Source organism: Hungatella sp. L36, from assembly GCF_014288035.1.
Genome location: NZ_JACOPC010000002.1, coordinates 527,635 through 541,160 on the forward strand (window position 1 = coordinate 527,635; position 13,526 = coordinate 541,160).

16 protein-coding genes are annotated in these 13,526 nt (G+C 51.2%); 15 read left to right on the plus strand and 1 reads right to left on the minus strand.

Going from position 1 to position 13,526, the window contains the following annotated elements; genetic code table 11:
• The first annotated feature begins 19 nt into the window (after window positions 1-19).
• The 12 genes from recG (at window position 20) to H8S80_RS08090 (ending at window position 9,617) form a co-directional block, all read left to right on the plus strand.
• Window positions 20-2,071 (plus strand): ATP-dependent DNA helicase RecG, encoded by a 2,052-nt coding sequence (gene recG, locus H8S80_RS08035; RefSeq protein WP_117631672.1) that lies wholly within the window; start codon window positions 20-22, stop codon window positions 2,069-2,071.
• A gap of 116 nt (window positions 2,072-2,187) precedes the next feature.
• Entirely contained in the window at window positions 2,188-2,880 is a 693-nt protein-coding gene (locus H8S80_RS08040; RefSeq protein WP_117631674.1) for a DUF975 family protein, read from the plus strand.
• A gap of 127 nt (window positions 2,881-3,007) precedes the next feature.
• Entirely contained in the window at window positions 3,008-3,946 is a 939-nt protein-coding gene (locus tag H8S80_RS08045) for an AAA family ATPase (protein WP_117631676.1), read from the plus strand.
• Window positions 3,947-5,080, plus strand: coding sequence for a DUF58 domain-containing protein (locus H8S80_RS08050; protein ID WP_117631678.1), 1,134 nt, complete (start codon window positions 3,947-3,949; stop codon window positions 5,078-5,080). It abuts the gene before it with no gap.
• Entirely contained in the window at window positions 5,067-6,041 is a 975-nt protein-coding gene (locus tag H8S80_RS08055; RefSeq protein ID WP_002604158.1) for a hypothetical protein, read from the plus strand. Before H8S80_RS08050 ends, H8S80_RS08055 begins: the two co-directional genes overlap by 14 nt.
• Window positions 6,042-6,045: 4 nt before the next feature.
• Window positions 6,046-6,669: a uridine kinase gene (gene udk, locus H8S80_RS08060; protein WP_117631681.1), complete on the plus strand. Its 624-nt coding sequence runs from the start codon at window positions 6,046-6,048 to the stop codon at window positions 6,667-6,669.
• Window positions 6,670-6,682: 13 nt separating this feature from the next.
• On the plus strand, window positions 6,683-6,943 hold the full coding sequence (locus H8S80_RS08065) for a hypothetical protein (RefSeq protein ID WP_025530409.1): 261 nt from the start codon (window positions 6,683-6,685) through the stop codon (window positions 6,941-6,943).
• 39 nt (window positions 6,944-6,982) lie between these two features.
• Window positions 6,983-7,474, plus strand: coding sequence for a GNAT family N-acetyltransferase (locus H8S80_RS08070; RefSeq protein WP_117631683.1), 492 nt, complete (start codon window positions 6,983-6,985; stop codon window positions 7,472-7,474).
• A gap of 148 nt (window positions 7,475-7,622) precedes the next feature.
• Complete coding sequence (locus H8S80_RS08075; RefSeq protein WP_002604153.1) at window positions 7,623-7,829, plus strand: alpha/beta-type small acid-soluble spore protein; 207 nt, start codon at window positions 7,623-7,625, stop codon at window positions 7,827-7,829.
• A gap of 129 nt (window positions 7,830-7,958) precedes the next feature.
• The gene (rsmD, locus tag H8S80_RS08080) at window positions 7,959-8,522 is read left to right on the plus strand and encodes a 16S rRNA (guanine(966)-N(2))-methyltransferase RsmD (RefSeq protein ID WP_029466289.1); all 564 of its coding nucleotides are present in this window, start codon (window positions 7,959-7,961) and stop codon (window positions 8,520-8,522) included.
• Window positions 8,519-9,004, plus strand: coding sequence for a pantetheine-phosphate adenylyltransferase (coaD, locus tag H8S80_RS08085; RefSeq protein WP_002604151.1), 486 nt, complete (start codon window positions 8,519-8,521; stop codon window positions 9,002-9,004). The genes rsmD and coaD overlap by 4 nt, the downstream gene beginning before the upstream one ends.
• Window positions 9,005-9,035: 31 nt before the next feature.
• The gene (locus tag H8S80_RS08090) at window positions 9,036-9,617 is read left to right on the plus strand and encodes a hypothetical protein (protein ID WP_002604150.1); all 582 of its coding nucleotides are present in this window, start codon (window positions 9,036-9,038) and stop codon (window positions 9,615-9,617) included.
• Here the strand turns inward: H8S80_RS08090 and H8S80_RS08095 are convergent.
• Complete coding sequence (locus H8S80_RS08095) at window positions 9,574-10,500, minus strand: nucleoside recognition protein (protein ID WP_117631685.1); 927 nt, start codon at window positions 10,498-10,500, stop codon at window positions 9,574-9,576. The two genes, H8S80_RS08090 and H8S80_RS08095, sit on opposite strands and share 44 nt — an antisense overlap.
• A gap of 57 nt (window positions 10,501-10,557) precedes the next feature.
• On the opposite strand from H8S80_RS08095, the gene H8S80_RS08100 reads away from it, so the two are divergent.
• The 3 genes from H8S80_RS08100 to H8S80_RS08110 are packed head-to-tail and all read left to right on the plus strand — an operon-like array spanning window position 10,558 to window position 13,524.
• Complete coding sequence (locus H8S80_RS08100) at window positions 10,558-11,361, plus strand: M23 family metallopeptidase (RefSeq protein ID WP_463323697.1); 804 nt, start codon at window positions 10,558-10,560, stop codon at window positions 11,359-11,361.
• Window positions 11,362-11,401: 40 nt separating this feature from the next.
• Window positions 11,402-12,787 (plus strand): RsmF rRNA methyltransferase first C-terminal domain-containing protein, encoded by a 1,386-nt coding sequence (locus H8S80_RS08105; RefSeq protein ID WP_117631687.1) that lies wholly within the window; start codon window positions 11,402-11,404, stop codon window positions 12,785-12,787.
• Window positions 12,787-13,524 (plus strand): pseudouridine synthase, encoded by a 738-nt coding sequence (locus tag H8S80_RS08110; RefSeq protein ID WP_117631689.1) that lies wholly within the window; start codon window positions 12,787-12,789, stop codon window positions 13,522-13,524. Before H8S80_RS08105 ends, H8S80_RS08110 begins: the two co-directional genes overlap by 1 nt.
• Window positions 13,525-13,526 lie beyond the last annotated feature (2 nt).

Genomic DNA, 13,526 nt, shown 5'->3' on the forward strand with positions numbered 1-13,526 from the left:
TGGGAAAGGTGAAAGAAACATGAATCAACAACCTTTGGATACCTTAAAAGGCATTGGTGAGAAGACCGGAAAACTGTTTGGGAAGCTGGGTATCGGAACCGTGGATGAACTGCTGGAATACTATCCGCGGGCCTATGATGCCTACGAGGAACCGGTCTCTGTCGGAGAACTGAAGCCGGATACCGTGATGGCAGTCTCCGGAGTGCTGTTTAAAAGCGCGGAAGTGAAGCGTTACAGCCATATTCAGGTGATTACCACCATGATCAGGGACATTACGGGTTCCCTGACCCTTACCTGGTACAATATGCCTTATCTGCACGCCACTTTAAAGGCCGGTATGCGCGCCGTGTTCCGCGGACGGGTGGTTAAGAAAAACGGACGCCTTACGATGGAGCAGCCGGAGATCTTTCTGGGCGATGCCTACGGGGAGGTTATCCACTCCATGCAGCCCATCTACGGACAGACAAAGGGGCTTCCCAACAAGACCATTGTGCGGGCAGTGAAGCAGGCCCTGTCGGTGAGACAGATGGTCCGCGATTACATGCCCTTAGATCTGCGGATCCGCCATGAACTGGCGGAATATAATTTTGCCATCGAACATATTCATTTCCCCACAGACCGGACGGAACTGCTCTTCGCCAGGAAACGGCTCGTTTTCGACGAATTCTTCCTGTTTCTTATGGCTGTTCGCCGTCTAAAGGACAGGCGTGTGGACCGGGAAAGCCACTTTCGGATGACGCCCTCCGATGAAGTGATCAGCCTCGTGAAAAATCTTCCCTACGCGCTTACGGGCGCGCAGAACAAGGTGCTTACGGAGGTGTTTCGCGATATGACAGGCGGAAAGGTGATGAACCGGTTAATTCAGGGTGATGTCGGCTCCGGAAAGACCATTATCGCCGTCCTCGCCCTGCTGGAGGCGGCTTACAACGGATATCAGGGCGCGCTCATGGTGCCGACAGAGGTTCTTGCCAGACAGCACTACGAGTCCATGCTCTCCCTGTTCGAGGAAAATGGCATTGACAAACAGGTGGTGCTGGTAACCGGTTCCATGACGGCAAAGGAGAAGCGGACCGCCTACGGGAAAATCGCCTCCCACGAAGCCGATATCATTGTCGGAACCCATGCGCTCATACAGGAGAAGGTGGTCTACGACAAGCTGGCCCTCGTCATCACCGACGAGCAGCACCGGTTCGGTGTCAGCCAGCGGGAGATGCTGGGCGGGAAAGGGGACGAGCCTCACGTTCTTGTCATGAGTGCGACGCCGATCCCCAGAACTCTGGCCATCATCATTTACGGCGACCTCGATATTTCCATCATCGATGAACTGCCGGCCAACCGGCTCCCCATCAAGAACTGTGTCGTGGACACCAGCTACCGGAACACGGCATATTCCTTTATCAAAGGGGAGGTGGCCGCCGGGCGTCAGGCGTATGTGATCTGCCCCATGGTGGAGGCCAGTGAGATGATCGAGGCGGAGAATGTTCTGAATTATGCGAAGAAACTCCAGAGCGCGCTGCCGGGGATTCCGGTGGAATATCTCCACGGTAAGATGAAGGCGAAAGAGAAAAATGCGGTCATGGAACGGTTTGCCGCCGGGGAGATCAAGGTTCTCGTCTCCACCACCGTCGTGGAAGTAGGCGTCAACGTTCCCAATGCCACCGTCATGATGATTGAAAATGCGGAGCGCTTCGGACTGGCCCAGCTTCATCAGCTGCGGGGCCGTGTCGGCCGCGGAAAGCACCAGTCCTACTGCATCCTGGTGGACGGCTCCGGCCAGGATGGAACCAGGGAACGTCTGACGATCCTGAGCAAATCCAACGATGGCTTCTTCATTGCCTCCGAGGATTTAAAGCTGCGCGGCCCGGGAGACATCTTCGGGCTCAGACAGAGCGGTGATCTGGAATTCAAGCTGGCCGACATCTTTACCGATGCCAATATCTTAAAGACGGTGTCTGAGGAGGTCAACCGGCTGTTGGATGAGGATCCGGAGCTCAGCTCAGAGGATCACGCCGAGCTTGGCAAAAAACTCAATCTGTATTTGGAAAAAAGTTATGACAAGCTAAATCTGTAAACGTATTACTTTCAAATTAAGTACATTTTCAGAAAATGGTTGAAATTAGTAAGTCGGCGTGATAGACTTATGCTGTTAAAAATATAATAGTTCAACGATATATAAGGAGGGCATGAATGAACAGGCAGGAATTAAAATTTGACGCAAAAAATAAGATGCGGGAGGCGGCTGTTAACCCCTATGTGGTTACGCTCATCATGGGAGTGATCCTCATGGTTCTGTCGGGTGTTCAATTTATTCTCGATTTCTGGGGCAATATCATCGGCACGGGATCTTCCGTAAACACAGGGGAAGCCAGCACGTATATCGTATCTTCTCTCGTATTTTTTGTCATTTACTTAGTGATCAGCACGATTTTACAGTTTGGATACAGCAGCTACTGCCTGAAAGTGGCAAACCGGGATGGGTCCATGTCTTATGGAGATTTGTTTTCATCGGTTCGTTATCTGCTGAAAGCCGTAGGGCTGACGCTTATGATATCGGTTTTTGTCCTGCTTTGGTGTATACTGCTTGTAATACCGGGTATCATTGCAGCGTACCGTTATTCCCAGGCCATCTTCATCATGGTTGAGGATCCCAATAAGGGAATTATGCAGTGTATCCGCGAGAGCAAGGAGATGATGGCCGGCCACAAGATGGAATACTTTATCCTGGAGCTCTCTTTCTTCTTCTGGATGCTGCTTGGCGGCGTTACCTGCGGTCTGGCGTATATCTATGTATATCCGTATATGACGGTTACATTTGCCAATTACTACAACCAACTGAAGCCGGTTTCCGTGGTCTATGAGAATGCAGATACCATAAATTAACTGAATAACCAGGAAAAACGACCGCCTCTTTATCCGGAAAGAGGCGGTTCTTCTTGTATGCCTGCGGTTAATTTGATAAAATAGCAGGAAAGGTTATAATTTCCATATTATGGCAGGAGGCACTGGAATGAAAGAAGTGATCGAAGCAATCAAGGCAAATATAGGACGGGTACTGGTGGGAAAAGAAGAGGTGACGGACTTACTTCTCTCTGCGATTCTGGCAGGAGGCCACGTACTTTTGGAGGATGTTCCCGGAACCGGCAAGACCATGCTGGCAAAATCTCTGGCAAAGAGCATGGAGCTGTCTTTTTCGAGGGTGCAGTTTACGCCGGACCTGCTGCCGTCTGACATAACCGGCCTCAACTATTACAATCAGAAGGCCGGAGAGTTCGTCTTTCGCGGCGGTCCGGTGTTTACCAATCTGCTTCTGGCGGATGAGATCAACCGGGCCACGCCCAGGACGCAGTCCAGCATGCTGGAGTGTATGGAAGAGCACCAGGTGACCATCGACGGGGAGACGAAGAAGCTGGAAGAACCGTTTTTCGTTATTGCGACTCAGAATCCCATCGAGACGGCGGGGACGTATCCGCTCCCCGAGGCCCAGCTGGACCGTTTTCTGATGCAGATCCCCATGGGACTTCCGGACGCGGGGGAGGAGCGGCAGATCCTTGAACGCTTCGGCAAAGAGAATCCCTATGACAGCCTGACCGCCGTGTGTGGCCGGGAGGCGCTTTTAAACCTGATGAAGGAGGCGGAGGCGGTATACGTCCATCCCCATCTGATGGATTATCTCGTCGAACTGGTTCTCGCCACCAGGAAGCACAGCGAAGTGGAAGGGGGCGTCAGTCCCCGCGGCAGCCTGGCCTTTTACCGGGCAGCCCGGGCCTATGCCCTGGTGAAGGGGCGGGACTACGTGGTTCCCGAAGATATCAAGGCGCTGGCCGTTCCCGTCCTGGCTCACAGGCTGGTTCTCGCCAGAACGCTGACCGGAAGAAGTACGGGCCGCCAAATTATCGAACAGCTCTTAAATACCGTCTTTGTGCCTACAGAGGAGTGGAATACATAAATGGAACTGATCCTGATGGCCCTCGGGGCCTGCTTTCTCTATGTCCTTCAGCGCGTCTTATACGAGCGGTTCTGGAAAAAGGGGCTGACTGCGGACGCTGCGTTTCAGGGAAATCCCGCGGTCTGCGGCGGAGAGGCGTATCTCCTGGAGACCGTTGTCAATGCGAAGTTTCTTCCGCTCTCGATTCTGCGGGTCAAATTCCGCATCGGCAGAGAACTGGAATTCGTCACGGGGGAGAACTCCGCTGTCTCCGACTATACGTACCGCAACGACGTCTTCTCCGTCTTTCCTTATCAGAAGATCACGAGAAAGCTGCGGTTCTACTGCCGCAAACGCGGATATTACGAAATAAAGAGTCTGGATCTGGTCAGCCATGATCTGTTCTTTTCCGGCCATTTCATCGAGACTCTGTCCCTGGATTCTCATTTATACGTCTATCCGGCGGCTGCGGACTGCGGCCGTCTGAATGTTCCGTTTCAGAAGATGATGGGCACCTGCCTGTCGAGAAGCAGACTGGTTACCGATCCTTTTGAACTGAAGGGAATCCGGGAGTATCAGACCTACGACTCCATGCGCAGTGTCAACTGGAAGGCCACGGCCCGAACCGGCGCTTTAAAGGTCAACGTCCATGAGTCCACGGCCTCCCAGAATATCTTCCTCTTTCTGAATATGGATTCGGACTATCCGTGGGCGTCGGAGGCGCTTCGGGAGGAGGCCATCTCGATCTGCGGTTCCTTCATTGACGCCTTTGTCTCCGCGGGAATTCCAACCGGATTTTTCAGCAACGGCATCGACGCGGCGGCCGAAGAGCCCTCCTTCGTCCCCGCCGGGGCGGGAGCGGGCCACGTCACCCGGTGCATGGAGGCGCTCAGCCGTCTCCGCTATGACATTTCCCTGACTCCCTTCGAGACACTGATGAGGGAAGGAAGTCTGGAAAAGAAGGCGGAAGACTGTCTATATATCATGATCTCATCCTGCAAACGGCCGGAGCTTCAGACGGCATACCAGGAATTCTGCCGCTATAGTCCGGGATCCTTATGGATCGCACCGCTGCGGCCGGAAGATGAGGCAGTGTTTTCCCTCTGCCCGGCTGCACTGACGATGAAGTGGGAGGTGCCTTATGACAAGATTTAAATGGATCAACCGCTGGATTACCGCCGATTTAAGCGGAATCCATATAATATTGGCCGTCGTGTCTGTTTTCCTCTACATTGCTGGATACTTCATTCCCAGTTCGCGGCTCATGACAGCAGGGTATGCGGGATTATTTCTGGTAATCCTTTTCTATCTGCTTCATCTGCAGCTCCATTCCTGCGACAGTTTTCTGAGCATGCATCCGGCAACGGATCAGATTCCGAAATCGCAGATGAAGCTGGTAAATGGAGTGTACATGGCCGTGTTTCTGGCTGTAACAGGAGCTTTCATGGCTGTGTTTTCCCTTCTTCACCTGGAGTGGCTGGTGAACGGGTTAAAGTCTGTCCTGACCGCCATTCTTCGCTTTCTGGCCCGTTTTCTTCCGGAAGCCGTAAACGAGCCGGTGGAATCCATGCCTTCCGGGAGCTTTATCCCTCCGGAGCTGGGAGAAGAGGCGGCGGCGCCTTCGCTCATCGCAAAAATCCTGGATGCGGCTCTCACAGCCGTTGCCGTCGTTTTCATAGTACTTCTCGCTGTATATTTGCTCAGACAGCTGTTCTTCCTGCTGATCCGTCTGTTAAAGCCGAGAGAAGACGGAGATGAAAAGGAATTCATGAAACCGGCCGTTGTTTTCAGCAGGATCCATACCGGACAGGCGAAGGGGACGCCTCTGTGGAGAGATTTTACCATTGAGGGAAGAATCCGCAGGGCGTATAAAAGAGAAATTTTAAGACGGCTTGACGGCAGAGGCCGGATTTCCCGGACGGAAACACCGGAGGAGCTGGAACATAAAAGCGGATTTCCGGAGGAGCCTTCCCTCTGCGGGATCTACCATCAGGTATACGAGAAGGCGCGTTACGGAAATGGATGCACCAAAGAGGATTTGGAGCGTTTGAATGAGATTCGCAGATCGAATCAAAAGAATACAGAGAGTAAATACAAAAAAACGCGGGAGGAATAAATCTATGAAGAGCATATTAATTGGAATCGCAGGGGGAACCGGATCAGGGAAAGCCACATTTACCAACCGGTTAAAGGATGCGTTTCACGATGATATCGCCGTCCTTTATCACGATAATTACTATAAAAAGCAGGATGGCATTCCCTTTGAGGAGCGGAAAAAAATGAATTACGATCATCCGGAGGCGTTTGAGACGGAGCTTCTCTTGGATCAGCTGTCCAGACTGCAGCGCGGCGAGTCCGCCCAATGTCCCGTATACGATTATTCCCAGCACAACCGGTCGGATCAGTTTCTCACAGTCCTTCCAAAAAGGGTAATTCTGGTGGAGGGAATTCTGGTATTTGCCGACCAGCGGCTCCGCGATATGTTTGACATCAAGATATTTGTGGAGGCGGACGCGGATGAACGGATTCTGCGTCGGGTGATCCGGGATGTCAAGGAGCGCGGACGGGATATCGAGGGCGTAGTGGAACAGTATCTGACGACCGTCAAGCCCATGCATTACTTATATGTAGAACCTACCAAACCGCTGGCGGACATCATCATCAACAGCGGAATGAACGAAGTGGCCTTCCAGCTGGTAAAGACCTCGATCGAAAAAATACTGGGAGAACCATCGGATCAATAGGAGGACACAAACCATGTTTTTCTGGCAGAAAAAAGAAGTTCTGGTTACATTTTCACTGAACGATTTTAACCGTGTAAAGGATATTCTGGCTGCGAATCAGATCCCGTATGACTGGAAAACCGTGCCTGACTGCGGAAGACGGGGCCGCCGGACGCTGGGAACTGCCTTTATGGATGAATCCGTCTTAAGACAGTATTACCTTTATGTTGAAAAAAAAGAGTATGAGAGGGCAGAATATCTCGTGAAGACCGTATTGACTGGTGGGAAACGGTAAACGCGGTCGGATCTTCTGCGAAAAAAGAAGGAGGCAGTCATGAGTCAAGAGCAGTCTCAACCGTTTCATATAGAAAGAGCAGTTTCCAGCGATTACTCTGTGATATGCCGTCTGATCACCGAGGAACATGCGATGCACGTTACGGCCCGTCCTGATATTTTTCAGCCGTGTGGGACTCTTTTAACAAAAGATGAGTATGAGGCCATGCAAAAAGATGATACATACTTCTTGTATATGGCCAGGACCAGCGGAGGTGAAACGGCCGGGCTCTGTTTTGCGAAGCTGACGGAAACCGCTTCCCCACTGCTCTGCAAAAAGAAATTTCTTTATATTGAAGATTTTATTGTATCGGAACCGTTTCGGCGTCGGGGCATTGGCCGTATGCTGTATGCAAAAATCAAAGAGGCTGCGGTTCTGTCTGGTGCAGAAGGTGCAGAACTGACCGTCTGGAATTTTAACGAAAGCGCGGCCGCCTTTTACCGGGCGCTGGGTATGAAGGTACAGTTTGTTCATATGGAAGATAATTTTTAGAAAAGTCTGTATTCTATGACATAAAATTTTGGAAAAACCTTCTAGTGTATTATTCTCCTTCAGAGCCATAATAGGAGTGTAGCACAAAACACACCATGAAAAACACAAAACAAAAGCATGGTGATAGACGAAAAGGAGGCATATCAATATGTCAGGAAAATCTTCTAACACAACAAACGTACCAGAAGCAAGAGAAGCAATGGACAGATTCAAAATGGAAGTTGCAAACGAGATCGGTGTTCCGTTAACTAACGGTTACAACGGAAACTTAACCTCTGCACAGAACGGTTCTGTTGGTGGCTATATGGTTAAGAAAATGATCGAAGCTCAGGAAAGACAGATGGCTGGTAAATAAGCCAAGAAACAATAAGGAAGAGCCTTCAGTTTAAAACTGAAGGTTCTTTTTTACTGTAATTGGGTTGTATATCTTCCGTTTTCATACTATAATGGTACATAACACCAGAAGAATGAGGGACACCATTTCATGAGAGTAATAGCAGGAAAAGCCAGAAGGCTTCTTTTAAAAACCATAGAGGGTCAGGATACGAGACCCACCACAGACCGCATCAAGGAGACTTTATTCAACATTTTAAATCCGGATCTGCCGGGCAGCACCTTTCTCGATCTCTTTTCCGGAAGCGGCGGCATCGGCATCGAGGCCTTAAGCCGCGGAGCCGACAGGGCAGTCTTTATCGAGATGAATCCAAAGGCCGCGGAATGCATCAGGGAGAACTTACAGACCACGAAGCTGGAGGAAGAGTCCATTGTCATGAACTGTGACGTTATCACCGGCCTGCGCCGCCTGGAGGGTAAGGATTACGTCTTTGATTTCGTCTTCATGGACCCTCCCTACGGGAAGGAATCCGAACGCCAGGTTCTAGAGTATCTGGCATCTTCTCCGCTTATTTCAGAGGACACGCTCCTAATTGTGGAAGCGGATTTAAACACCGGCTTCGAATATCTGGAATCCTTGGGGTACGAATGCCGCAGAGAAAAGATCTATAAGACGAATAAACATGTTTTTATAGCAAAAGGAGTGGTTTTATGAAAACGGCCGTATATCCGGGAAGCTTCGATCCGGTGACGCTGGGCCATCTCGATATCATCGAGCGTTCGGCCCGGATGTCCGATCAGTTAATTATCGGAGTTTTGAATAATAATTCAAAAACTCCGTTGTTTTCTGTCCAAGAACGTGTTAATATGTTAAAGGAAATAACGAAAGATTTAGGCAATGTGGAAGTGAAAGCTTTTGCAGGGCTTTTGATCGATTTTGTGCGGGCGAATCAGGCTGATGTCGTAGTCCGCGGACTCCGTGCCGTCACTGATTTTGAGTACGAGCTTCAGCTGGCACAGACCAACCGGGTTATCGCACCGGAAGTGGATACCATATTTTTGACAACGAATTTAAAATACTCCTATTTGAGCTCCAGTATCGTCAAGGAAATCGCGTTCTATGACGGAGACATCAGTGCATTCGTTCCTGCCAGTGTGGCAGAATGCATCAGGAGGAAGATGGCAGATAGAAAATAGATAGAAAAACGGGTAAGGAGAGAGACGCATTATGATGAGTAGAATTGAACAGTTAATTGGTGAAATTGAAGAATATATCGATGGTTGTAAGTACCAGCCGCTTTCCAACAGTAAGATCGTCGTAAACCGTGACGAACTGGAAGAGCTTCTTGTGGAGCTGCGCCTTCGGATTCCGGATGAGATCAAACAGTATCAGAAGATCATCAGCAACCGCGACGTGATCTTAAACGAGGCTCATCAGCAGGCAGATTCCATACTCGCCCAGGCATCCGCCCATACGGATGAACTGGTAAACGAGCATGAGATCATGCAGAAGGCATACGCCCAGGCCAATGAGATCATCAATCAGGCGAATTTACAGGCCCAGGACATCGTCGAGAAGGCCGTTTCCGACGCCAACGATATCCGCCAGAGCGCTGTCCAGTACACGGACGATATGTTAAAGAGCCTTCAGACCATCATCAGCCACTCCATGGAAGGAGCACAGGGCAGGTTTGATGCCTTTATGACTTCCATGCAGTCCAGCTATGATATTGTCTCCTCCAACCGTCAGGAGCTGACCGGCGCGGTTATGCCGCCCACGGAAGCTGACGGCAGCATGCCAATAGAATAAAGATTGCTGCAGAAAGCAGACTGTGAACCGCTTTCCATGCTACATAGTGCCGGATGGATAATCCGGCATTTTTTATGACACTCTTTGTCTGAAAGATTCCGGACAGCCCGCCGAAGGCGGTAGCGGCGGCGATCCACATGCCCCCCGCCATGGACGGAATCGAACTGGAGATGGCGCGAATTCCTGTTGTGATCTCCACAAAACCAAGCAGTGCCGCTTTTCCGGCCGGATTATGTAACGGGAGTTCCGTAATATAAAAGACAAGAATCGAAAACAGCATGATATAGCCGCCGATTTTCACCATGACCTCGCAGGAATCCATCAGACTCTCATCGAAGGTCAGCTGTGCTTCCCTGGAATATGGAAGCGACGGAGAGACTGTCTGGATTCCATAGAGCTTCCGGGACAGCCAGGCGATCAGGACCACCGGTAAATAAACAGCGGCCATAAGCATCCACACCGGTACGGCACCCGGCAGCTCTGAAGCCGCGTAGCCCAGCAGAAACATGGGACTGGGATGGTTGCAGATGCTTAATAAGTATCTGGCTTCCGCCTTCGTGATCCGTTTCCCATCGAGAAAATCGCTGCAGTTTCTGGCTCCCATGGGATAGCCGCAGAGGAGGCCGGAGACGAGAATGTAGCTTCCTGCATCCGAAAGCTTTAAAAAATTACGAAGGAACCCGCGGAAGGGAAATGTAAGAATATGGATCGCGTCCAGTGCGACGATGACGTTGGAACAGATCATGAACGGCAGGAGTGTGGGGAGAACTACCGTGGCCCACAGAACCAGTCCGTTTTTTGCCCCCTGAGTCGCGGCCGCCGGACTTAACAGAAGAACGCAGAGCACCGCAACGGAACAGAAGCGGAAGAAGGATTTTTTCATGAGCACCTGAATAGATTGTTTTATACAAATATATGATGAGGCCGTATCGATATGATGATGATTCTTCTTTTAATCCTGCTTCTTTCCTTCTTTCATGTGACCATGATCGATTACCTTTACAACAATCCTACCTATTACCAGCTGGACGCCTATACCTGTGAGAGCGATGATTTCCGCAGTATGAGGCTGGGTAACCTGATCGCAGAATCCGGTCCCCTCGATTACGATCTGCTCACTTCCCTGATGATCGAGCACAATTACGATCTGACCGATGTCAAGGATACCGCCTGCCATACAGACCGCCTGCTGGCCGTGAAACCGGCGGAATACCGGAAGCTGAAACAGGCGTATGAGACTGTCCTCGGCGATTTAAAGTTCTTTCCCATCCCGGAAAATACGAACGCCGCATCTCCCCCCGTCACCTTTGAAAACGGCTGGATGGATAAGCGCACGTACGGCGGAGAGCGCGGCCACGAGGGCTGTGACATCATGGGGACAGAGCGGCCCCGGGGATATTATCCCGTTGTCTCCATGTCGGATGGGGTTGTGGAAAAGGTGGGGTGGCTGGAGAAAGGCGGATGGCGGATCGGAATCCGCGCTCCCGGCGGCGCTTATCTCTATTACGCCCATTTGTACGGCTACAGCCGGCAGTGGCAGGAGGGCGATGCCGTAAAGGCCGGAGAACTGCTGGGCTTCATGGGTGACACCGGGTACAGCACGGTGGAAGGGACCACCGGTAATTTTGAAGTTCATCTTCATGTCGGGATCTATATGAAGACGGACCATGAAGACGAAATGAGCTTAAATCCCTACTGGGTATTAAAATATCTGCAGAAATACCGGTTGAAATATTCCTATTAGTATATTAAGATTGCCATAGAGAAAGGCAGGGGTTACACACGTGAGCGAATTGAAACTTTCCGAAGAGTATTTAAACAGAATGAGAGACTTACTGGGGGAAGAGGAATTTTCCGCCTATTTAAAAAGCTTCGACGAGGAACGGCTGTATGGACTGCGGGTCAATACGGCAAAGGTCACGCCGGAAGCATTTCCGGAACTGGTTTCCTGGGATTTAAAACCGGTGCCCTGGATTCCAAACGGATTTTATTACGAGGGAACGGAACGTCCGGCCAAGGATCCCTATTATTACGCCGGACTCTATTACCTGCAGGAGCCCAGCGCCATGACTCCGGCCATGCTTCTTCCGGTGAAGCCGGGAGACCGGGTCCTGGATTTGTGCGGGGCGCCCGGAGGGAAGAGCACGGAGCTGGGTGTTAAGCTGGCTGGAAAAGGCGTCCTTATCTCCAATGACATCAGCAATTCGAGGGCGAAAGCGCTGCTTAAAAACCTGGAGCTCTGGGGGATTTCCAACATCTGTGTCACCAGCGAGACTCCCGATAAACTGGCCGATGTATTCGGCCCGTGGTTCGATAAGATTCTGATCGACGCGCCGTGCTCCGGGGAAGGGATGTTCCGCAAGGACGATGATATGGTGAAAAGCTATGAGGAGCGCGGACCGGAGTACTACAGTGAAATCCAGAAGGAGATCACGGACCAGGCGGTCCGCATGCTGGCTCCAGGCGGCCTGCTGCTTTACTCTACCTGCACCTTTTCACGCTGTGAGGATGAGGAGATTATCTGCCATATTCTGGAGAACCACCAGGAGATGGAACTGATCAGGCTCCCTCTGTTTGAAGGCGCATCGGGGGGAATCGGCCTCGACGGCTGTATCCGTCTGTTTCCTCATAAGATAAAGGGCGAGGGGCATTTCATATCCCTGCTGCGGAAAAATGGCGGTGGAGCGGAGAGGACGGCTGCTGGCAGCCGGGAACGTTCCAGGACGGAGCCGCAGGGGAAAAAGGCCCCAGCCCTTCCAACGGAGCTTACGGATTTTCTCGCCCTCATGAACCGGGAATTCGAGGACTCCAGAATCATGATTAAAAATGATTCTGTCTACTATCTGCCGGAAAACTTTGTTCCGGCAAAGGAACTCCGTTATCTGAGAACGGGGCTTCTCCTGGGCGAACTGAAGAACAAACGCTTTGAGCCTGGACAGGTTCTTGCCATGACCCTTCATGCAGAAGAATTTAGGCAGACTATCTCCTGGAAAAAGGAGGATGACCGCGTCATCCGGTATTTAAAGGGAGAAACGATCTCCCTGACGCCGGAGGAAGGGCCTGTCAAGGGCTGGTGCCTCGTCTGCGTGGACGGCTATCCCCTGGGGTTTGCCAAGGGAACGGGCATGGCGCTCAAGAACAAATACTATCCGGGATGGCGGTGGCAGTGATGAAGGATACCATTAGGCTGGACAAATATTTAACGGAGATGGGCGAGGGAACGAGAAGCCAGATCAAAGAGATGGCCAGAAAGGGACGCATCGCTGTAAACGGTGTAACGGAGAAGAAGAGTGAGCGTAAGATTTCTCCCTCCTCCGACACGGTTGCCGTAGATGGACGGAACGTGTCCTATGTGGAATATGAATACTATATGCTCCATAAACCGCAGGGCGTCGTCTCTGCGACGGAAGACAGGCTGCATGAGACGGTGGTGGATCTGATCACCGACAGGAAACGGGATGATTTATTTCCTGTGGGCCGCCTCGATATCGACACAGAGGGGCTGCTCCTCTTGACCAATGACGGAGATTTAACCCACCGCCTGCTCTCGCCGAAAAAGCACGTGGACAAGGTCTACTACGCCAAAATAGAGGGAATGCTTCCAGAAGACGCGAAAGACCGTATGGCGGAGGGCCTGGTTCTCTCAGACGGAACGGAAACGCTTCCTGCTGATTTGGAAGTCGTTCATCGAGGGGACTCCGGTGAGCTGTCTGAGATCCGCCTTACGATTCATGAAGGAAAATTCCATCAGGTAAAACGGATGTTTGAAACACTGGGGTGTCATGTGGTATACTTAAAGAGGTTATCCATGGGGATGCTCGTGCTCGATGAGGCACTGAAGCCGGGAGAGTACCGGCCGCTGACCCATGAGGAACTGGAACTGCTAAAAAAGACAAATCAGGAGTAATG